The 17,511-nt window shown below is 64.0% G+C and carries 19 protein-coding genes and 1 pseudogene; 9 read left to right on the forward strand and 11 right to left on the reverse strand.

All coding sequences use genetic code 11. From position 1 onward, the window contains the following. The first annotated feature begins 54 nt into the window (after positions 1-54). Together ACIOVF_RS17175 and ACIOVF_RS17180 are read left to right on the forward strand one after the other, a co-directional pair. On the forward strand, positions 55-606 hold the full coding sequence (locus ACIOVF_RS17175) for a DNA-3-methyladenine glycosylase I (protein WP_045199362.1): 552 nt from the start codon (positions 55-57) through the stop codon (positions 604-606). 39 nt (positions 607-645) lie between these two features. Further along, positions 646-1,533 (forward strand): lysophospholipid acyltransferase, encoded by an 888-nt coding sequence (locus ACIOVF_RS17180; RefSeq protein WP_093377718.1) that lies wholly within the window; start codon positions 646-648, stop codon positions 1,531-1,533. A 75-nt stretch (positions 1,534-1,608) separates the two neighbouring features. Here the strand turns inward: ACIOVF_RS17180 and ACIOVF_RS17185 are convergent, their stop codons facing one another. The 5 genes from ACIOVF_RS17185 to def are packed head-to-tail and all read right to left on the reverse strand — an operon-like array spanning position 1,609 to position 6,130. Beyond that, the gene (locus tag ACIOVF_RS17185; protein ID WP_213602828.1) at positions 1,609-1,920 is read right to left on the reverse strand and encodes a tetratricopeptide repeat protein; all 312 of its coding nucleotides are present in this window, start codon (positions 1,918-1,920) and stop codon (positions 1,609-1,611) included. 13 nt (positions 1,921-1,933) lie between these two features. Then, complete coding sequence (gene trkA / locus ACIOVF_RS17190) at positions 1,934-3,307, reverse strand: Trk system potassium transporter TrkA (protein WP_010222685.1); 1,374 nt, start codon at positions 3,305-3,307, stop codon at positions 1,934-1,936. A 19-nt stretch (positions 3,308-3,326) separates the two neighbouring features. Further along, on the reverse strand, positions 3,327-4,637 hold the full coding sequence (gene rsmB / locus ACIOVF_RS17195; RefSeq protein ID WP_093377709.1) for a 16S rRNA (cytosine(967)-C(5))-methyltransferase RsmB: 1,311 nt from the start codon (positions 4,635-4,637) through the stop codon (positions 3,327-3,329). Next, positions 4,634-5,566, reverse strand: a complete 933-nt coding sequence (fmt, locus tag ACIOVF_RS17200; RefSeq protein ID WP_093377705.1) for a methionyl-tRNA formyltransferase — start codon at positions 5,564-5,566, stop codon at positions 4,634-4,636. The genes rsmB and fmt overlap by 4 nt, the downstream gene beginning before the upstream one ends. Before the next feature lie 57 nt (positions 5,567-5,623). Further along, positions 5,624-6,130 (reverse strand): peptide deformylase, encoded by a 507-nt coding sequence (def, locus tag ACIOVF_RS17205; RefSeq protein WP_038605133.1) that lies wholly within the window; start codon positions 6,128-6,130, stop codon positions 5,624-5,626. 241 nt (positions 6,131-6,371) lie between these two features. Here def and dprA point away from each other — a divergent pair, with 241 nt between their 5' ends. Beyond that, positions 6,372-7,472: a DNA-processing protein DprA gene (dprA, locus tag ACIOVF_RS17210; protein WP_401290997.1), complete on the forward strand. Its 1,101-nt coding sequence runs from the start codon at positions 6,372-6,374 to the stop codon at positions 7,470-7,472. A 37-nt stretch (positions 7,473-7,509) separates the two neighbouring features. After that, positions 7,510-8,067 (forward strand): L-threonylcarbamoyladenylate synthase, encoded by a 558-nt coding sequence (locus ACIOVF_RS17215; RefSeq protein WP_045200754.1) that lies wholly within the window; start codon positions 7,510-7,512, stop codon positions 8,065-8,067. A 90-nt stretch (positions 8,068-8,157) separates the two neighbouring features. On the opposite strand, the gene ACIOVF_RS17220 is transcribed toward ACIOVF_RS17215, so the two are convergent. Continuing rightward, positions 8,158-9,135, reverse strand: a complete 978-nt coding sequence (locus ACIOVF_RS17220) for an NADPH:quinone reductase (protein ID WP_045200753.1) — start codon at positions 9,133-9,135, stop codon at positions 8,158-8,160. 131 nt (positions 9,136-9,266) lie between these two features. Here ACIOVF_RS17220 and hemF point away from each other — a divergent pair, with 131 nt between their 5' ends. Then, positions 9,267-10,193, forward strand: a complete 927-nt coding sequence (gene hemF, locus ACIOVF_RS17225; protein ID WP_045200751.1) for an oxygen-dependent coproporphyrinogen oxidase — start codon at positions 9,267-9,269, stop codon at positions 10,191-10,193. A 54-nt stretch (positions 10,194-10,247) separates the two neighbouring features. After that, positions 10,248-11,072, forward strand: coding sequence for a shikimate dehydrogenase (aroE, locus tag ACIOVF_RS17230; protein WP_258595672.1), 825 nt, complete (start codon positions 10,248-10,250; stop codon positions 11,070-11,072). Here aroE and ACIOVF_RS17235 read toward each other — a convergent pair. Then, positions 11,069-12,640 (reverse strand): SulP family inorganic anion transporter, encoded by a 1,572-nt coding sequence (locus ACIOVF_RS17235; RefSeq protein WP_258595674.1) that lies wholly within the window; start codon positions 12,638-12,640, stop codon positions 11,069-11,071. The genes aroE and ACIOVF_RS17235 overlap by 4 nt on opposite strands. Before the next feature lie 66 nt (positions 12,641-12,706). After that, positions 12,707-13,324, reverse strand: a complete 618-nt coding sequence (locus ACIOVF_RS17240) for an NAD(P)H-binding protein (protein ID WP_258595676.1) — start codon at positions 13,322-13,324, stop codon at positions 12,707-12,709. 77 nt (positions 13,325-13,401) lie between these two features. Here ACIOVF_RS17240 and ACIOVF_RS17245 point away from each other — a divergent pair, with 77 nt between their 5' ends. Continuing rightward, entirely contained in the window at positions 13,402-13,731 is a 330-nt protein-coding gene (locus tag ACIOVF_RS17245) for a DOPA 4,5-dioxygenase family protein (protein ID WP_045200742.1), read from the forward strand. 105 nt (positions 13,732-13,836) lie between these two features. Here ACIOVF_RS17245 and trpA read toward each other — a convergent pair whose 3' ends face one another. Further along, positions 13,837-14,649, reverse strand: a complete 813-nt coding sequence (gene trpA, locus ACIOVF_RS17250; RefSeq protein ID WP_258595678.1) for a tryptophan synthase subunit alpha — start codon at positions 14,647-14,649, stop codon at positions 13,837-13,839. Continuing rightward, the gene (gene trpB, locus ACIOVF_RS17255; protein WP_038997863.1) at positions 14,646-15,863 is read right to left on the reverse strand and encodes a tryptophan synthase subunit beta; all 1,218 of its coding nucleotides are present in this window, start codon (positions 15,861-15,863) and stop codon (positions 14,646-14,648) included. Before trpB ends, trpA begins: the two co-directional genes overlap by 4 nt. 109 nt (positions 15,864-15,972) lie before the next feature. On the opposite strand from trpB, the gene ACIOVF_RS17260 reads away from it, so the two are divergent. Continuing rightward, on the forward strand, positions 15,973-16,869 hold the full coding sequence (locus ACIOVF_RS17260; protein WP_176794201.1) for a LysR family transcriptional regulator: 897 nt from the start codon (positions 15,973-15,975) through the stop codon (positions 16,867-16,869). Here ACIOVF_RS17260 and ACIOVF_RS17265 read toward each other — a convergent pair. Further along, the gene (locus ACIOVF_RS17265; protein WP_045200734.1) at positions 16,866-17,192 is read right to left on the reverse strand and encodes a YqjD family protein; all 327 of its coding nucleotides are present in this window, start codon (positions 17,190-17,192) and stop codon (positions 16,866-16,868) included. The genes ACIOVF_RS17260 and ACIOVF_RS17265 overlap by 4 nt on opposite strands. 153 nt (positions 17,193-17,345) lie before the next feature. On the opposite strand from ACIOVF_RS17265, the pseudogene ACIOVF_RS17270 reads away from it, so the two are divergent. Next, positions 17,346-17,417: pseudogene (locus tag ACIOVF_RS17270) on the forward strand (dodecin domain-containing protein); the annotation flags it as partial. Positions 17,418-17,511 lie beyond the last annotated feature (94 nt).

Genomic DNA, 17,511 nt, shown 5'->3' on the forward strand with positions numbered 1-17,511 from the left:
TATAAAGAGCGGGAGTATAACCCGATTCGCGCAGGCCTCTACCCTTGGAGCCTTATGCCACGTTGCTTTTGGTGTACCGACGATCCGCTTTACCAGGCGTACCACGACCAGGAATGGGGCACGCCGCAGCGCGATCCGCGCCAGCTGTTCGAGATGCTCCTGCTCGAAGGCTTCCAGGCCGGGTTGTCGTGGATTACCGTGCTGAAAAAGCGCGAACGCTACCGCCAGGTGCTGTTCGGCTTCGACCCAGAGCGTCTGGCGCAGATGAGCGACGACGAAATTGAAGAGCGCATGCTTGATCCGGGCATCATCCGTAACCGCCTCAAGCTCAACGCCGCGCGGCGCAATGCGCGGGCCTGGCTGGCGCTGGAAAACCCCGGGCAATGGCTCTGGTCGTTCGTCGGCGGCGCGCCGAAGATCAATCATTTCGTCCAGCGCAGCGAGGTGCCGGCGGTCACCGACGAGGCCAAGGCAATGAGCAAGGCGCTGCAGAAAGCTGGCTTCACCTTTGTCGGACCGACCATTTGCTATGCCTTCATGCAGGCCACCGGCATGGTCATGGACCACACCACCGATTGTGATCGCTACGCCGCTCTGCTGCGCTGAGGGTTACAATGGCCGGCTTGCAGAAAGAGGAACCAGCCTGTGGATAAATTCAAGGGCGCCTTGATGGTCGGGGCGTTGCGGTTGTTTGCCAAGCTCCCTTGGGGCGCGGTACAGCGGGTCGGCGCGGCCATCGGCTGGATCATGTGGAAGGTGCCGAACAGTTCGCGCAACGTGGTGCGCATCAACCTGGCCAAATGCTTCCCAGAAATGGACCCGGTTGCCCGTGAGCAACTGGTGGGCCGGACCCTGATGGACATCGGCAAGTCCTTTACCGAAAGCGCCTGCGCCTGGATCTGGCCGGCCCAGCGTTCGCTCGACCTGGTGCGCGAGGTCGAAGGCCTGGAAGTGCTTGAGGCGGCCCTGGCATCGGGCAAGGGCGTGGTTGGCATCACCAGCCACCTGGGCAATTGGGAAGTGCTCAACCACTTCTATTGCAGCCAGTGCAAACCGATCATTTTCTACCGCCCGCCCAAGCTCAAGGCGGTCGATGACCTGCTGCGCGAACAGCGCGTGCAATTGGGCAACCGCGTCGCGGCGTCGACCAAGGAAGGCATCCTGAGCATCATCAAGGAAGTGCGCAAAGGCGGTCAGGTGGGCATTCCGGCCGACCCGGAGCCGGCCGAGTCGGCGGGTATCTTCGTGCCGTTCTTCGCCACCAAGGCGCTGACCAGCAAGTTCGTGCCGAACATGCTCGCTGGCGGCAAGGCGGTCGGGGTGTTCCTGCATGCCTTGCGCCTGCCGGATGGCTCGGGCTTCAAGGTCATCCTGGAAGCCGCGCCCGAGGCGATGTACAGCGAAGACACCGAGACCTCGGCGGCGGCCATGAGCCAGGTAGTCGAGCGCTATGTGCGGGCGTATCCGAGCCAGTACATGTGGAGCATGAAGCGCTTCAAGAAGCGCCCGCCGGGCGAGCCGCGCTGGTATTGAAAGCCCTATCGCGGGGCAAGCCCGCTCCCACAGTTATCCACAATCCCTGTAGGAGCGGGCTTGCCCCGCGATGGCTCAACCAGCCTTATCGAGCTTCTTCAGAAACACCGTCATCTCTTTCTCTGCCTGCTTGTCGCCGTGCGCGCGAGCCGCTTCCAGCCCCTGCTCCCAGGCCTTGCGCGCAGCTGCCAGGTCACCTTCGAGCTGATGCGCCTTGCCCAGCAGCTTCCACGCCGCCGAATACTTCGGGTCCTGCTCGACGCAGCGCTGTAAATGCACGGCCGCCTCGGCGCCGTTGCCTTCATCGAGCCAGGCCTTGCCCAGGCCAAAGCGCAACAGGGCGTTATCCACACCCTTGGCCAGCATCTTTTCCAGTGATTCGCGCATTCCAGCTCCCTCTTTAGAAGAAGCTCAACCCTACATGGAAGAGCTTCTCGACGTCACGGATGTACTTTTTATCCACAACGAAGAGGATCACGTGGTCGCCCGCTTCGATCACCGTGTCGTCATGGGCGATCAGCACTTCTTCGTCGCGGATGATTGCGCCGATGGTGGTGCCTGGTGGCAGGGCGATGTCTTCGATGGCCTTGCCGATTACCTTGCTCGACTTCGAGTCGCCATGGGCGATCGCCTCGATGGCCTCGGCCGCACCGCGGCGCAGTGAGTGCACGCTGACGATATCGCCGCGGCGCACGTGGGCCAGCAAGGTGCCGATGGTGGCCAGCTGCGGGCTGATGGCGATGTCGATTTCGCCGCCCTGGACCAGGTCGACGTAGGCCGGGTTGTTGATGATGGTCATCACCTTGCGCGCGCCCAGGCGCTTGGCCAGCAGCGAGGACATGATGTTGGCTTCGTCGTCGTTGGTCAGGGCCAGGAAGATGTCGGCTTCGGCGATGTTCTCTTCAAGCATCAGGTCGCGGTCCGAGGCACTGCCCTGCAACACCACGGTGCTTTCCAGGGTGTCGGACAGGTGCCGGCAACGGGCCGGGTTCATCTCGATGATTTTCACCTGGTAGCGGCTTTCGATCGCCTCGGCCAGGCGCTCGCCGATTTGCCCGCCGCCAGCGATGACCACGCGCTTGTTGGTTTCGTCGATGCGCCGCAACTCGCCCATCACCGCGCGGATGTGCGCCTTGGCGGCAATGAAGAACACTTCGTCGTCGGCTTCGATGACCGTGTCGCCCTGCGGCAGGATCGGCCGGTCGCGGCGGAAGATTGCCGCCACGCGGGTGTCGACATTGGGCATGTGCGCGCGGATCTGGCGCAATTGCTGGCCCACCAGCGGCCCGCCGTAGTAGGCCTTGACCGCTACCAGCTGGGCCTTGCCCTCGGCGAAGTCGATCACCTGCAGGGCGCCGGGGTGTTCGATCAGGCGCTTGATGTAGTGGGTGACCACCTGCTCGGGGCTGATCAGCACGTCGACTGGAATGGCGTCGTTGTCGAACAGCCCGGCGCGGGTCAGGTAGGCCGATTCACGCACCCGGGCGATCTTGGTCGGGGTGTGGAACAGGGTATGGGCAACCTGGCAGGCGACCATGTTGGTCTCGTCGCTGTTGGTGACCGCCACCAGCATGTCGGCATCGTCGGCGCCGGCCTGGCGCAGCACGGTCGGGAAGGAGGCGCGGCCCTGCACGGTACGAATGTCGAGGCGGTCGCCGAGGTCGCGCAGGCGGTCGCCATCGGTGTCGACCACGGTGATATCGTTGGCTTCGCTGGCCAGGTGTTCAGCCAGCGTGCCGCCGACCTGCCCTGCGCCGAGGATGATGATCTTCATCCGCTGTTCCTTTCTCTTGTTATCCGCGCGCGGCGGCGATTTTGATCAGCTTGGCATAGTAGAAGCCGTCGTGTCCGCCTGCCTGGGCCAGCAACTGGCGGCCATGGGGCTGGCGGATACCGGCCTGGGTCGCCAGGTCCAGCTCACGGGCGCCGGGAGTGCGGGCGAGGAAGGCCTCGATCACTTCGGTGTTTTCCGTCGGCAGCGTCGAGCAGGTGGCGTAGAGCAGGATGCCGCCGACCTCAAGGGTTGGCCACAGGGCGTCAAGCAGCTCGCCTTGCAGGCTGGCCAGGGCGGCAATGTCATCGGCCTGGCGGGTCAGCTTGATGTCCGGATGGCGGCGGATTACGCCGGTGGCCGAGCACGGCGCGTCGAGCAGGATGCGCTGGAAGCCCTTGCCGTCCCACCAGCTGGCGGTGTCGCGGGCGTCGCAGGCGATCAACTGGGCGTCGAGGCCGAGGCGATCGAGGTTCTCGCGCACGCGGGTCAGGCGCTTGGCTTCCAGGTCGATGGCGACCACGGCGTCGAGCCCGGCCTGGGCTTCGAGCAGATGGCAGGTCTTGCCGCCCGGGGCGCAGCAGGCGTCGAGCACGCGCTGGCCGGGGGCCAGGTCGAGCAAGTCGGCGGCCAGTTGTGCGGCTTCGTCCTGGACGCTGATCCAGCCCTGGTCGAAACCGGGCAGGCCACGTACATCGCAGGCTTCAGCGAGCAAGATGCCGTCGCCGCTGAACTGGCACGGCGCCGCTTCAAGGCCGGCTTCACCCAGCAGTTCGAGGTAGGCATCACGGCTGTGATGGCGTCGGTTGACCCGCAGGATCATCGGCGGGTGGGCATTGTTGGCGGCGCAGATGGCCTCCCACTGCTCGGGCCAGAACGCCTTGAGCGACTTTTGCAGCCAGCGCGGGTGCGCGGTGCGCACGACCGGGTCGCGCTCAAGCTCGGCGAAGATATCGCCGCTTTCGCGTTGCGCACGGCGCAGCACGGCGTTGAGCAAACCCTTGGCCCAGGGCTTTTTCAGCTTGTCGGCGCAGCCGACGGTCTCGCCGATGGCGGCGTGGGCGGGGATGCGCGTGTAGAGCAACTGGTACAGGCCGACCAGCAGCAGCGCCTCGACGTCGGCATCGGCGGCCTTGAACGGTTTTTGCAGCAGGCGTTCGGCCAGGGCCGACAGCCGTGGCTGCCAGCGCGCAGTGCCGAAGGCCAGGTCCTGGGTCAGGCCACGGTCACGCACTTCGACCTTGTCCAGCTGGCTTGGCAGCGAGCTGTTCAGCGACGCCTTGCCACTGAGTACTGCCGCCAGGGCGCGGGCGGCTGCCAGACGTGGATTCATTGGCCAAGCACCGTGCCGGTGGTGAATTTCTCGCGGCGGCTGTTGAACAGGTCGCTGAAGTTCAGCGCCTTGCCACCCGGCAATTGCAGGCGGGTCAGGCACAGCGCCTGCTCGCCGCAGGCGACGATCAGGCCGTCCTTACTGGCAGAGAGGATTTCACCCGGGTTGCCGGAGCCTGTGGATAAGTTCGCGCCGAGCACCTTCAGGGCTTCACCGTTGAGGGTGCTGTGGCAGATCGGCCACGGGTTGAAGGCGCGAATCAGGCGCTCCAGCTCAACGGCCGGGCGGCTCCAGTCCAGGCGCGCTTCGTCCTTGTTCAGCTTGTGTGCATAAGTGGCCAGGCTGTCGTCCTGGACTTCACCCTGCAAGGTGCCCGCGGCGAGACCGGCAACGGCTTCGAGCACGGCCGGCGGGCCCATTTCGGCCAGGCGGTCGTGCAAGCTGCCACCCGTGTCGCTGGCGCTGATCGGGGTGCTGACCTTGAGCAGCATTGGCCCGGTGTCCAGGCCTGCTTCCATGCGCATCACGGTGACGCCGCTTTCGCTGTCACCAGCTTCGACCGCGCGCTGGATCGGCGCGGCGCCACGCCAGCGCGGCAGCAGCGAGGCGTGGCTGTTGATGCAGCCCAGGCGCGGAATATCCAGCACCGCCTGGGGCAGGATCAGGCCATAGGCGACCACTACCATCAGGTCCGGCTTGAGCGCCGCCAGCTCCGCTTGGGCCTCGGCATTGCGCAGGGTCGCTGGTTGCAGCACCGCAATGGCGTTATCCACAGCCAATTGCTTGACCGCGCTGGGCATCAGTTTTTGCCCACGACCGGCCGGACGGTCCGGTTGGGTGTAGACCGCTACCACTTCATAGGGGCTGGCGATCAGGGCCTTGAGGTGTTCGGCGGCAAACTCTGGGGTGCCTGCGAAGACAATGCGCATGGAGTTCTCGCTTAAAAAGAAAAAGGCTTGCCGGAGCAAGCCTTTGGGAAGAGCAGATCAAGCTTGCTGGCGATGCTGTTTTTCCAGCTTCTTCTTGATCCGGTCGCGTTTGAGCGTCGACAGGTAATCAACGAACAGCTTGCCGTTGAGGTGATCGCATTCGTGCTGGATGCACACCGCCAGCAGGCCTTCGGCGATCAGCTCGTACGGCTTGCCGTCGCGGTCCAGCGCCTTGACCTTGACTCGCACCGGGCGGTCGACGTTCTCGTAGAAGCCGGGCACCGACAGGCAGCCTTCCTGATACTGGTCCATTTCGTCGGTCAGCATCTCGAGCTCGGGGTTGATGAACACCCGTGGCTCGCTGCGATCTTCGCTCAGGTCCATGACCACGATGCGCTTGTGCACGTTGATCTGGGTAGCGGCAAGGCCGATGCCAGGGGCTTCGTACATGGTTTCAAACATGTCATCGATCAACTGGCGAACGCCGTCGTCGACTTCGGTCACCGGCTTGGCGATGGTGCGAAGGCGCGGGTCCGGGAATTCGAGGATGTTCAGAATGGCCATAAGCGTATGAGCTGCACTGTGCGATGAATTACAAACATGAGTACACATAATAAAGGGATTCGGCGCATTCGGCACCTGGCAAAGGTCAGCTAAGGTTTCAGGGTGCTTTTCCACCCATGGCGCCAAGCCTGAAAGAATGCCGCCGAGGGAAATCCGTCAACCGGTTGTCAAAGTATTATCAACAGAGTTATCCACAGCTTGTTCACGGCTGGCCCAAGCTTCCCGATCAAGGATGATCGTCATGTCGCAACCCTTATCGCCGGCGTGTTCTCCCGCCGAACTCGAAGCGCGATTGCGCCTTCACTTGCTGCCGTCCCTGGGGCCGCGGCGTTTTCACACATTGATCCAGGCCTTTGGCAATGCCTCGGCAGCGCTCAGTGCGCCGGCCACGGCCTGGCGTACGCTGGGCGTACCCGCAGACAGCAGCGATGCCCGGCGCAGCCTTGAAGTACGCGAAGGCGCCGCCGCGACAATGCGCTGGCTAGAGGCCCGCGACCAGCATTTACTGATGTGGGACGACCCTGGCTATCCAGGTTTGCTGGCGGAACTGGGCGACGCCCCGCCGCTGCTGTTCATCGCCGGCAACCCGGCGATTCTGGAAAAACCCCAGCTGGCGATCGTCGGCAGCCGCAGGGCATCGAGGCCGGCGCTCGATACGGCTGCGGCCTTCTCGCGCAGCCTCGCTCGGGGTGGTTTTGTCATTACCAGCGGCCTGGCCCTGGGCGTCGATGGCGCCGCACACCAGGCTGCCCTGGACGCTGGCGGGCAGACCATCGGCGTGCTCGGCACAGGGCTGCAAAAACTTTATCCACAGCGGCACAGAGCGCTGGCGGCGGCGATGATCGAGCAAGGTAGCGCGGTGGTCTCCGAGTTTCCGCTGGATGCCGGGCCCGTTGCGGGCAACTTTCCCCGGCGTAACCGGATCATCAGTGGCCTGTCGCTGGGTGTATTGGTGGTCGAGGCGAGCCTTGCCAGTGGCTCGCTGATCACCGCGCGTTTGGCGGCCGAGCAAGGCCGCGAGGTATATGCCATTCCGGGTTCGATTCATCACCCGGGATCCAAGGGGTGTCACCAGTTGATTCGCGACGGCGCCTTGCTGGTGGAGACTGTCGATCAGATCGTCGAAACCCTGCAGGGTTGGCAACGCTTGCCGCCGTTGCAGGTGGACGCCATTGCCGGCCATGAACTGGTCGATCTGTTGCTGGCCGCACCGCAAACTACCGAGGGCCTGGCCAGCAGCAGCGGCTGGCCGTTGCCCCGGGTGCTGGCGGCGCTGACCGAGCTGGAACTGGCTGGAAGGGTCTGTAGTGAAGCCGGGCGTTGGTTTGCCCGGCCCGGCTAAGTACACTGCTCATCTGCCTTTATGCGGAGTGAAAACAATGGTGAGCAGTTGGCGTGTGCAACAAGCCGCGCGTGAAATTCGGGCCGGTGCGGTGATTGCCTATCCGACCGAGGCGGTCTGGGGCCTGGGCTGTGACCCATGGAACGAAGAGGCGGTGGATCGCCTGCTGGCGATCAAGTCGCGTTCGGTCGATAAGGGTCTGATCCTGATCGCCGACAATATCCGCCAGTTCGACTTCCTTTTCGAGGATTTCCCTGAAACCTGGCTCGACCGCATGTCTGCCACCTGGCCGGGGCCGAACACCTGGCTGGTGCCACATCAGAACCTGCTGCCCGAGTGGATAACCGGGGTGCACGACACCGTGGCGTTGCGCGTTAGCGATCACCCGGTGGTACGTGACCTTTGTGCATTGGTCGGCCCGCTGATTTCCACTTCAGCCAACCCGCAAGGTCGCCCGGCAGCCAAGACCCGCTTGCGCGTCGAGCAGTACTTCCGTGGACAGTTGGACCTGGTGCTCGGTGGCGCTTTGGGCGGGCGGCGTAACCCGAGTGTGATTCGCGATTTGGCGAGCGGTGAGGTTGTGCGGGCTGGTTGAGGCCAATCGCGGGACAAGTCGGGTCGCCGCACCGCCGCTCCTAGCGACTGTGTAGGAGCGGGCTTGTCCCGCGATCAATTCACCACTGTTTCAAGGCAGCAACACCGTCGACCCCACTGTCCTGCGCGCCGACAGCTCGCTCTGCGCCTTGGCCGCCTCGCTCAGTGGATAACGCTGGTGGATATCCACAGCCAGCTTGCCGCTGGCGATCATCGCAAACAGGTCGTCGGCCATGGCCTGGGTGTTCTCGGCGTTGTTGGCGTAGCTGGCCAGGGTTGGCCGGGTGACATACAGCGAGCCCTTCTGCGCCAGTATTCCCAGATTGACCCCGCTCACCGCCCCTGAGGCATTGCCGAAGCTGACCATCAGCCCGCGCGGCGCCAGGCAGTCCAGTGAGGTCAGCCAGGTGTCCTGGCCAACGCCGTCGTACACCACCGGGCATTTCTTGCCGTCGGTCAGCTCCAGCACTCGCTGGGCGACGTCTTCCCGGCTGTAGTCGATGGTTGCCCAGGCGCCCAGGGCCTTGGCCCGCTCGGCTTTCTCGGCAGAACTGACAGTACCGATCAACCTGGCGCCCAGGGCTTTGGCCCATTGGCAGGCCAGGGAACCGACGCCACCAGCGGCGGCGTGGAACAAAATGGTCTCGCCCGGCTGCACTGCGTAGGTCTGCTTGAGCAGGTACTGCACGGTCAGGCCCTTGAGCATCACCGCCGCCGCCTGCTCAAAGCTGATGCTGTCGGGGAGTTTGACCAGATTGGCTTCGGGCAGCACGTGCACTTCGCTGTAGGCTCCGAGCGGGCCGCCGGCGTAGGCGACGCGATCGCCAACCTTGAGCCGGCTGACCTGCTCGCCTACCGCCTCGACCACCCCGGCGCCTTCGGTACCCAGCCCGGAGGGCAGCGACGGCGGAGCATAGAGGCCGCTGCGAAAGTAGGTGTCGATGAAGTTCAGGCCGATCGCCTGGTTTCGCACGCGAACCTGCTGCGGGCCGGGCGCTGCCGGCTCGAAGTCGACCAGGGTCAGGACTTCGGGGCCGCCATGCTGGCTGAACTGGATACGCTTGGCCATCTGCACTCTCCTGAAGCTAGCGGGAAAACCCCTATCGGACGCCTTTGCTTGATCGCCGTCAACTGCGGCCAGCCCGCCGCCGGTGGTATGCTACGCGCCGAATTTGCCTTAGCCCGCTTCCAGGTGACCTGATGACTAGCCGCACCGAGGCCGTGAAAGCCTACCTGCTCGACCTGCAAGACCGTATCTGCACCGCCCTCGAAAACGAAGACGGCGGCGCCCGTTTTGTCGAGGACGCCTGGACGCGCGAGGCCGGCGGTGGCGGGCGGACCCGGGTGATCGGCGACGGCAAGGTCATCGAAAAAGGCGGTGTGAACTTCTCCCACGTATTCGGCAGCGGTTTGCCGCCGTCGGCCAGTGCTCATCGACCAGAACTGGCCGGGCGCGGTTTCGAAGCCCTGGGGGTGTCGCTGGTGATCCACCCGCACAACCCGCATGTGCCGACTTCCCACGCTAACGTGCGGTTTTTCATCGCCGAGAAAGAAGGCGAAGAAGCGGTCTGGTGGTTTGGCGGCGGCTTCGACCTGACCCCCTACTACGGCAACGAAGAAGACTGCGTGCACTGGCACCAGGTTGCCGAGCGCGCCTGTGCGCCGTTCGGTGCCGATGTTTATCCGCGCTATAAGGCCTGGTGCGACCGCTACTTTCATCTCAAGCACCGTGGCGAGCCTCGCGGCATCGGCGGTCTGTTCTTCGATGACCTCAACGAGTGGGACTTCGACACCTGCTTCGCTTTCATCCGCGCCATCGGCGATGCCTATGTCGAGGCCTACCTGCCGATCATCCAGCGCCGTAAAGACCAGCCCTATAGCGCCGAGCAGCGTGAGTTCCAGGAATACCGTCGCGGCCGTTATGTCGAGTTCAACCTGGTTTACGATCGTGGCACGCTGTTCGGCCTGCAATCGGGCGGACGTACCGAATCGATCCTCATGTCGCTGCCACCGCAGGTGCGTTGGGGGTACGATTGGAAGGCCGCGCCAGGCAGCGAAGAAGCGCGCCTGACCGAGTATTTCCTGCAGGACCGTGACTGGCTTGGTGAGGCCAAGGCCAGCCACTGAGCCGTTGTGGATAACTTTCCGGCCCTGCCCGACCTTGACCCAGGAACCGCCTGAATGGACCAGTACGTTGTATTCGGCAACCCGATCGGCCACAGCAAGTCACCGCTGATCCATCGCCTGTTCGCCGACCAGACCGGCCAGCAACTGGAGTACAGCACCCTGCTGGCGCCGCTGGATGACTTCAGCATGTGCGCCCAGGGCTTTTTCAAGCAGGGCCTGGGTGCCAACGTCACCGTGCCGTTCAAGGAAGAAGCCTATCGCCTGGTCGATAGCCTGACCCCACGGGCCCAGCGCGCGGGGGCGGTAAATACCCTGAGCAAGCTCGCCGATGGCACCTTGCAGGGCGACAACACCGATGGCGCCGGCCTGGTCCGCGACCTTACCGTCAATGCCGGGGTGCCACTGAGTGGCAAGCGCATCCTGTTGCTCGGCGCCGGCGGTGCCGTGCGCGGGGTGCTGGAGCCATTGCTGGCGCACAAACCGGCTTCGCTGGTAATCGCCAACCGCACGGTGGAAAAAGCCGAGCAACTGGCCCGTGAATTCGCCGACCTGGGGCCGGTGGCTGCCAGCGGCTTCGACTGGCTTGAAGAGCCGGTCGACCTGATCATCAACGCCACCTCGGCGAGCCTTGCCGGTGAGCTGCCGCCGATCTCCCCTAGCCTGATCGAGCCCGGCAAGACCGTGTGCTACGACATGATGTATGGCAAGGAGCCTACGCCTTTCTGCCGTTGGGCCAGCGAGCACAAGGCGGCCAAGGTCCTCGATGGCTTGGGTATGCTTGCCGAGCAGGCCGCCGAGGCGTTCTACATCTGGCGCGGCGTGCGCCCCGACACCGCGCCGGTGCTCGACGAACTGCGCCGTCAACTGGCGCGCGGCTAATCTTCGAAGCGGATCGGGCAGTGCGCTGCCCCCTCCAGCTTGTGCAACTCCTCGATCACTTGCGCCCGCGCCCGGCGCAGCGTCAGGCTGCCGCCAGCACGACCCAGGCGGCGCGCTTCGCGATGAAGCATGTCGACCCCGGAATAATCGATGAAGTTGATCTGCCGGGCATCGATCACTACCTGCGGCCCTGGGCAACGCTGCAAGCGCACCTGCAGGTAGTGGCTGGCGCCGAAGAAGATTGACCCACCCACCCGCAACACGTCGGCATCCCCTTCGCGGGACTGCTGCACCCGTGGCCGTGAGGTGCGTTTGAGGTAAAAGAACAGCGACGCCAGCACCCCGGCGTAGATCGCCGTTTGCAGCTCGAGCAACAGTGTTGCTGCTGCCGTTAGGGCCATCACCAGGAATTCCGAACGGCTGACGCGAAACAGCGCGCGGATCGCCCGATGATCGACCAGGCCCCAGCAGATCAGCAGGATGCTGCCGGCCATGGCCGGGATCGGAATATGCGCGATCAGCCCCGCCCCTGCTACTGCAAACAACGTTACCCACAGGGCGGAAAATACCCCGGCCAGGGGCGAGCGGGCGCCGGCCTCATAGCTGAGCCCGGAGCGGGTGAAGGAACCGGATGACAGGTAGCCGGAGAAAAACCCCCCGACCATGTTTGAAAGGCCCTGGGCGCGGATTTCCTGGTTGGCATCGATCAGTTGCTCGGAGCGTGCTGACAGCGAGCGGGCAATCGACAGGCTGGTAACCAGGCCAAGCATGCCGACCGCCACGGCGCTGGGTAGCAGACGCAAAATCAGCTCCAGGTCCAGCAGCGGCAAGGGGCTTATCGGTGGAAGCTGACCGATGAAGCCGGGCACCAACTGCACATGGCCGAAAACACCTGGGAGCAGCCAGACCAGCACGCTGGCCACCGCCAGAGTTATCAACAGGCCCGGCCAGCGCGGCTGCAACAGCTTCAACGCAATACCCAGCAGCAGCGTACCCAGCCCCAGCAACAACGAGGGCCAATCCACCTCCGGGGCATGCGCCAGCAGGTTTTGCACGGTCTTCAGCGCGGTGGCCTGGCTGGGCAAGTCGATACCCATCAGGTTGGGCAATTGCCCGAGGGCAATGACCAGCGCAGCACCGAGGGTGAAACCCAGCACTACCGACTGCGAGACGAAATTGACCAGCGCGCCGAAGCGCAGCAGCCCCAGCAACCACTGAAACACCCCGGCGAGGAAGGTCAGCAGCAGGATCAGGGTGATGTAGTCACTGCTGCCCGCAACTGCCAGGGGGCTGATGCTGGCATAGAGGACAATCGAGATTGCCGCCGTCGGCCCGCAGATCAGGTGCCAGGACGAGCCCCACAGGCAGGCGATGATCACCGGTACGATCGCTGCGTACAGCCCGTACTCGGCCGGCAGCCCGGCAATCAGGGCATAGGCGATTGATTGCGGCAGGGCCAGGATCGCCCCGCTCAGGCCCACCAGCAGATCGCGACGCACGCTGGCCCCGGTCTGGCGCGCCAACCAGGTGAGAAACGGCAGCAGTCGATGGCGGTCAGGCCAGGCCATGAGCACTCTCTATTGCAGGCGGAAGCTGTTCAGGGTGCGATGTCGGGCGCTCGGGTGCAAGCCGCGTCAGAAAACAAAGTTCACATGCTCGCCATGGTGCAGCTTGAGCTCCAGGGCATCGACCATGGCCGCTGCCACTCGGGCCAGGCGTTGCAGTGGTTCGGCCAGGCCCGGCTCGAGGGTGCCATGGGTCTGGTGAAAATGCTCGATGCCCAGGCCGGCAACTTGCTGCGGGGTGTTGATCAGGGTCCAGTGCAGCGGGCTGCGCTGCAACAGGTCGACGATCCGTTCGGCGCAGGCCCGTTGCTGCCGATTGTGCCCCTCGCTTTGCTCCAGTACGGTGAAATCGCCCACCAGCAATAGCCGGCGTATAGTGGTGCGGGACATGCCGGCGATCAGCGCCTGGCTCATGCGCAGTTGCGCGGCAAAGTCATCGGGCGCCAGTGCTGGCAACAGGCAGACCACCGCCGAGCCGCCGGCCACGCTTTGTTCGGCCTGATCGGCAGTATCGAGGCCGCCGGTCTTGAAGTGCAGGCCGGGGCGTGGTGCCAGGGTATTGAGATCATCGAGCACGGCGATCACCTCATGCTGGCGCTTGAGCAATTCGGCCATCAGGGCGCTGCCCAGGCTGCTCAAACCTCCAAGCAGGACCAGTTTGAACACTGGGGTTTCGGCATTTTTCACCAGATCACTCCATTGGCAACGGGTGATCGTTTGACCCGCGTAGCCAGGCGCAGGTTCGTTGCGATTAAGGAGTTTTCGTGCAAAGGATCAAGGGCTATCACGCGCATATCTACTATGACGCCAGCACCCTGGAGCAGGCTCGCCAGTTGTGCGAAGAAGCCGCTCGGCTGTTTCCGGTGACCATGGGGCGCATGCATCAGAAGCCGGTCGGGCCGCACCCGGACTGGAGCTGCCAGTTGGCCTTCGGGCCTGAAGTGGTGGGGGTGGTGCTGCCCTGGCTGGCGTTATATCGCCAAGGGCTGGTGGTGTTTCTGCATCCGTTGACTGGTGACGAGTTGGCCGATCATCGTGATCATGCGATCTGGATGGGGGCGGTGCGGCCGCTGGATCTGACGATTTTCAAGTAGTTTACGGCTCCGGGGTAGGAGCGGGCTTGCCCCGCGATTGCGATCTGTCCGATGGACTGCAATCGCGGGGCAAGTCGAGGCGTCGCACCGCCGCTCCCACAGGTATCAGGCCTTGCGCGCTCCGCGCACACCCTGGGCCAGCGCCGAGCACAGCTCGAGCACATCACCCACAGCCTGCTCGGCAGTGGCCGCATTGGCTATCTTGTCGACCAGCGCCGAACCGACCACGACGCCATCCGACAGCCTGGCAATCGCCGCAGCCTGCTCTGGCGTGCGGATACCGAAGCCGACGCTGATCGGCAGGTCGGTGTGCCGGCGCAGGCGCTTGATGGCGCTGCTGACGTGTTCAGTGGACGCAGAACCGGCACCGGTAACACCGGCAACCGACACGTAGTAGACGAAGCCCGAGCTGCGTTCCAGCACGCGCGGCAGGCGCACGTCGTCGGTGGTCGGGGTGGTCAGGCGAATGAAGTCGATGCCCGCGGCCTGGGCCGGGGTGGCCAGCTCGGCGTCGTGCTCCGGCGGCAGGTCGACGATGATCAGGCCATCCACGCCCACTTTCTTGGCTTCAGCCACGAAGGCCTCGACGCCAAAGCGGTGAATCGGGTTGTAGTAGCCCATCAGCACGATCGGCGTGGTCTGGTTGTCGACGCGGAACTCGCGAACCATTTGCAGGGTTTTCGCCAGGGTCTGACCGGCGTCCAGGGCGCGCAGGGTGGCGAGCTGGATTGCCACGCCGTCGGCCATCGGGTCGGTGAACGGCATGCCCAGTTCGATGACGTCGGCGCCAGCAGCCGGCAGGCCTTTGAGGATCTGCAGCGAAGCGTCGTAGCCAGGGTCGCCTGCGGTGATGAAGGTGACCAGTGCCGAGCGGCCTTCGGCCTTCAGTTCGGCGAAGCGTTGTTCAAGACGGCTCATGCCTGTTTCTCCTGGGCGGCCATATGGCTCATCACGGTTTGCATGTCTTTGTCGCCGCGCCCGGACAGGCACACCACCATCAGGTGATCCTTGGGCAGAGTCGGTGCGCGTTTGATCGCTTCGGCCAGGGCGTGGGAGGTTTCCAGGGCCGGAATGATGCCTTCCAGGCGGCAGGTAGTGTGGAACGCGGCCAGGGCTTCGTCGTCGGTGATGCTGACGTACTCGACGCGTTTCACTTCGTGCAACCAGGCGTGTTCCGGGCCGATGCCGGGGTAGTCGAGGCCGGCGGAAATCGAGTGGGCGTCGGTGATCTGGCCGTCGGCATCCTGCAGCAGGTAGGTGCGGTTGCCGTGCAGCACGCCCGGTACGCCACCGTTGAGGCTGGCGGCATGCTTGTCGGTGTCGACCCCGTGGCCACCGGCTTCGACGCCGATGATTTGCACACTGGCGTCATCGAGGAAGTCGTGGAACAGGCCCATGGCGTTGGAGCCGCCGCCGACGCAGGCGATCAGGCTGTCGGGCAGGCGCCCTTCCTTGGCTTGCAGCTGTTCACGGGTCTCTTTTCCGATGATCGACTGGAAGTCGCGGACCATTGCCGGGTACGGGTGCGGGCCCGCTACAGTACCGATCAGGTAGAAGGTGTCGTCGACGTTGGTGACCCAGTCGCGCAGGGCTTCGTTCATCGCGTCCTTGAGGGTGCCGGTGCCGGCGGTGACCGGAACGATTTCTGCGCCCAGCAGCTTCATGCGGAACACGTTGGCTTGCTGGCGCTCGATGTCGGTGGCGCCCATGTAGATCACGCAAGGCAGGCCGAAGCGCGCGGCGACGGTGGCAGTGGCCACGCCGTGCATGCCGGCGCCGGTTTCGGCGATCAGGCGTTTTTTGCCCATGCGCTTGGCCAGCAGCACCTGGCCGATGCAGTTGTTCACCTTGTGCGCGCCGGTGTGGTTGAGCTCTTCACGCTTGAAGAAGATCTTCGCGCCGCCGCAGTGTTCGGTCAGGCGTTCGGCGAAGTAGAGCGGGTTCGGGCGGCCGATGTAGTCGCGCTGAAAGTACGCCAGTTGCTCGAGAAATTCCGGGTCGGCTTTGGCTGCTTCGTATTCGCGGGCAAGGTCGAGCACCAGCGGCATCAGGGTTTCTGCCACGTAGCGGCCGCCGAATGCGCCAAACAGGCCATTGGCATCGGGGCCGGCGCGGAAGTTGGTCTGGGTCATGGGTCGCTCCAGGGCGGTAGTGAAGTCGGGAATGGCTTTACTCTAACCACGACACGCGCACCTGAAAACCGATAAGATTGCGACAACCTGTCAGGAAAACTCACACGTCATGCGCCAGGACCTGCCCCCACTCAATGCCCTGCGGGCCTTTGAAGCCACTGCCCGGCTCAATAGCGTCAGCCAGGCGGCCGAACAGCTACACGTTACCCACGGCGCGGTCAGCCGGCAATTGAAGGTGCTCGAAGAACACCTTGGGGTGGCCTTGTTCGTTAAGGAAGGACGTGGCCTTAAACTCACAGATGCCGGGGTGCGTTTGCGCGATGCCAGTAGTGATGCCTTCGAGCGCTTGCGCGGCGCGTGTGCGGACATCAGCCAGAGCGGCGCCGATGCGCCGTTCGTCCTCGGTTGCTCCGGCAGCCTGCTGGCGCGCTGGTTCATCCCACGGCTGGGGCGATTAAAAGCGGATTTGCCGGAACTGCGCCTGCACCTGTCGGCCGGTGAAGGTGATCTCGACCCGCGTCGCCCAGGGCTGGATGCCTTGCTGGTGTTTGCCGAGCCGCCCTGGCCTGCGGATATGCAAGTGCATGTGCTGGCGCAGGAGTGTATTGGCCCGGTGCTCAGCCCGCACTTTGCCGGGTTCAGCCGCTTGCAGCAGGCGCCAGCCGAGGCGTTGCTGACGCAAACCCTGTTGCAGACCACTTCGCGCCCGCAAGCCTGGCCAAGCTGGGCGGCGCAGCAAGGTATCGACCCGCAGGCGCTGCGTTACGGGCAGGATTTCGAGCATTTGTATTACTTGCTGGAGGCTGCAGTGGCAGGGCTGGGCGTGGCGATTGCGCCGCAACCGCTGGTAGCCGACGACTTGCGCGCCGGGCGCCTGGCGGCGCCATGGGGTTTTTGCGAAACCCAGGCCGCGCTGGCCCTGTGGGTGCCGCGACGCGCCGCAGACGGGCGCGCCGAGCAATTGGCCGGCTGGTTGCGCGCGGAGCTTGCGCGCCAGGCCGCTTAGTTACCGCGTTTGCACATCAGGTAGGCGGCCAGCAAGCCGAGGGCGCCAACGGCGACACCGGCGGTGGTCCACGGGTGTTCCTGGGCGTAATCGCGGGTGGCCAGGCCAGTCTCGCGGGTCTTGGTTTTTACTTCTTCGTAGGCATCGCTGAGCAGGCTGCGCGAATGGCGCAGGGCATTCTCGGCGTTGCCCTTGAGCGTCTTGAGGGTTTTGCGCGACTCATCCGAGGCATCGTCCTTGAGGCTTTCCAGTGACTTGAGCAGGCTTTCGATTTCCGCTTCCATGCTTTGCAGCGAAGCTTTACGCAGCGAGGTGTTGGCCATGGTGACTCTCCTTCGAGGTTGAGTTGAGCTGTGTAGGTTCCGACTACAGGCTGCTGGGAAAGTGCAGTCGAACTTTTAACGGCATTTACCCCTCGCAGGTAAAACAGCCCGGCGCTGCTAGGCTCTATCTCACATTCAAAAAGGAGATTGCTTATGTCTGATCATCACACCTACAAGAAAATCGAGCTGGTCGGCTCGTCGCCCACCTCTATCGAAGAGGCGATTGTAGTGGTCTAATGAAACCGGACACCCATTTAGGCGAGAATGCTCGCCATAGAGAGGTGTCTGATGACCAAGCAACGTCGTACCTTTACCCCAG

Source organism: Pseudomonas sp. NPDC087612 (genome assembly GCF_044743505.1).
Lineage (GTDB): Bacteria > Pseudomonadota > Gammaproteobacteria > Pseudomonadales > Pseudomonadaceae > Aquipseudomonas.

Bases quoted from the DNA above. Each gene is read 5' to 3' on its own strand.
- ACIOVF_RS17175 (WP_045199362.1), top strand. From the start codon at position 55: ATGCCACGTTGCTTTTGGTGTACCGACGATCCGCTTTACCAGGCGTAC.
- ACIOVF_RS17185 (WP_213602828.1), bottom strand. From the start codon at position 1,920: ATGCGCGAATCACTGGAAAAGATGCTGGCCAAGGGTGTGGATAACGCC.
- trkA (WP_010222685.1), bottom strand. From the start codon at position 3,307: ATGAAGATCATCATCCTCGGCGCAGGGCAGGTCGGCGGCACGCTGGCT.
- rsmB (WP_093377709.1), bottom strand. From the start codon at position 4,637: ATGAATCCACGTCTGGCAGCCGCCCGCGCCCTGGCGGCAGTACTCAGT.
- fmt (WP_093377705.1), bottom strand. From the start codon at position 5,566: ATGCGCATTGTCTTCGCAGGCACCCCAGAGTTTGCCGCCGAACACCTC.
- def (WP_038605133.1), bottom strand. From the start codon at position 6,130: ATGGCCATTCTGAACATCCTCGAATTCCCGGACCCGCGCCTTCGCACC.
- dprA (WP_401290997.1), top strand. From the start codon at position 6,372: ATGTCGCAACCCTTATCGCCGGCGTGTTCTCCCGCCGAACTCGAAGCG.
- ACIOVF_RS17215 (WP_045200754.1), top strand. From the start codon at position 7,510: ATGGTGAGCAGTTGGCGTGTGCAACAAGCCGCGCGTGAAATTCGGGCC.
- ACIOVF_RS17220 (WP_045200753.1), bottom strand. From the start codon at position 9,135: ATGGCCAAGCGTATCCAGTTCAGCCAGCATGGCGGCCCCGAAGTCCTG.
- hemF (WP_045200751.1), top strand. From the start codon at position 9,267: ATGACTAGCCGCACCGAGGCCGTGAAAGCCTACCTGCTCGACCTGCAA.
- aroE (WP_258595672.1), top strand. From the start codon at position 10,248: ATGGACCAGTACGTTGTATTCGGCAACCCGATCGGCCACAGCAAGTCA.
- ACIOVF_RS17235 (WP_258595674.1), bottom strand. From the start codon at position 12,640: ATGGCCTGGCCTGACCGCCATCGACTGCTGCCGTTTCTCACCTGGTTG.
- trpA (WP_258595678.1), bottom strand. From the start codon at position 14,649: ATGAGCCGTCTTGAACAACGCTTCGCCGAACTGAAGGCCGAAGGCCGC.
- trpB (WP_038997863.1), bottom strand. From the start codon at position 15,863: ATGACCCAGACCAACTTCCGCGCCGGCCCCGATGCCAATGGCCTGTTT.
- ACIOVF_RS17260 (WP_176794201.1), top strand. From the start codon at position 15,973: ATGCGCCAGGACCTGCCCCCACTCAATGCCCTGCGGGCCTTTGAAGCC.
- ACIOVF_RS17265 (WP_045200734.1), bottom strand. From the start codon at position 17,192: ATGGCCAACACCTCGCTGCGTAAAGCTTCGCTGCAAAGCATGGAAGCG.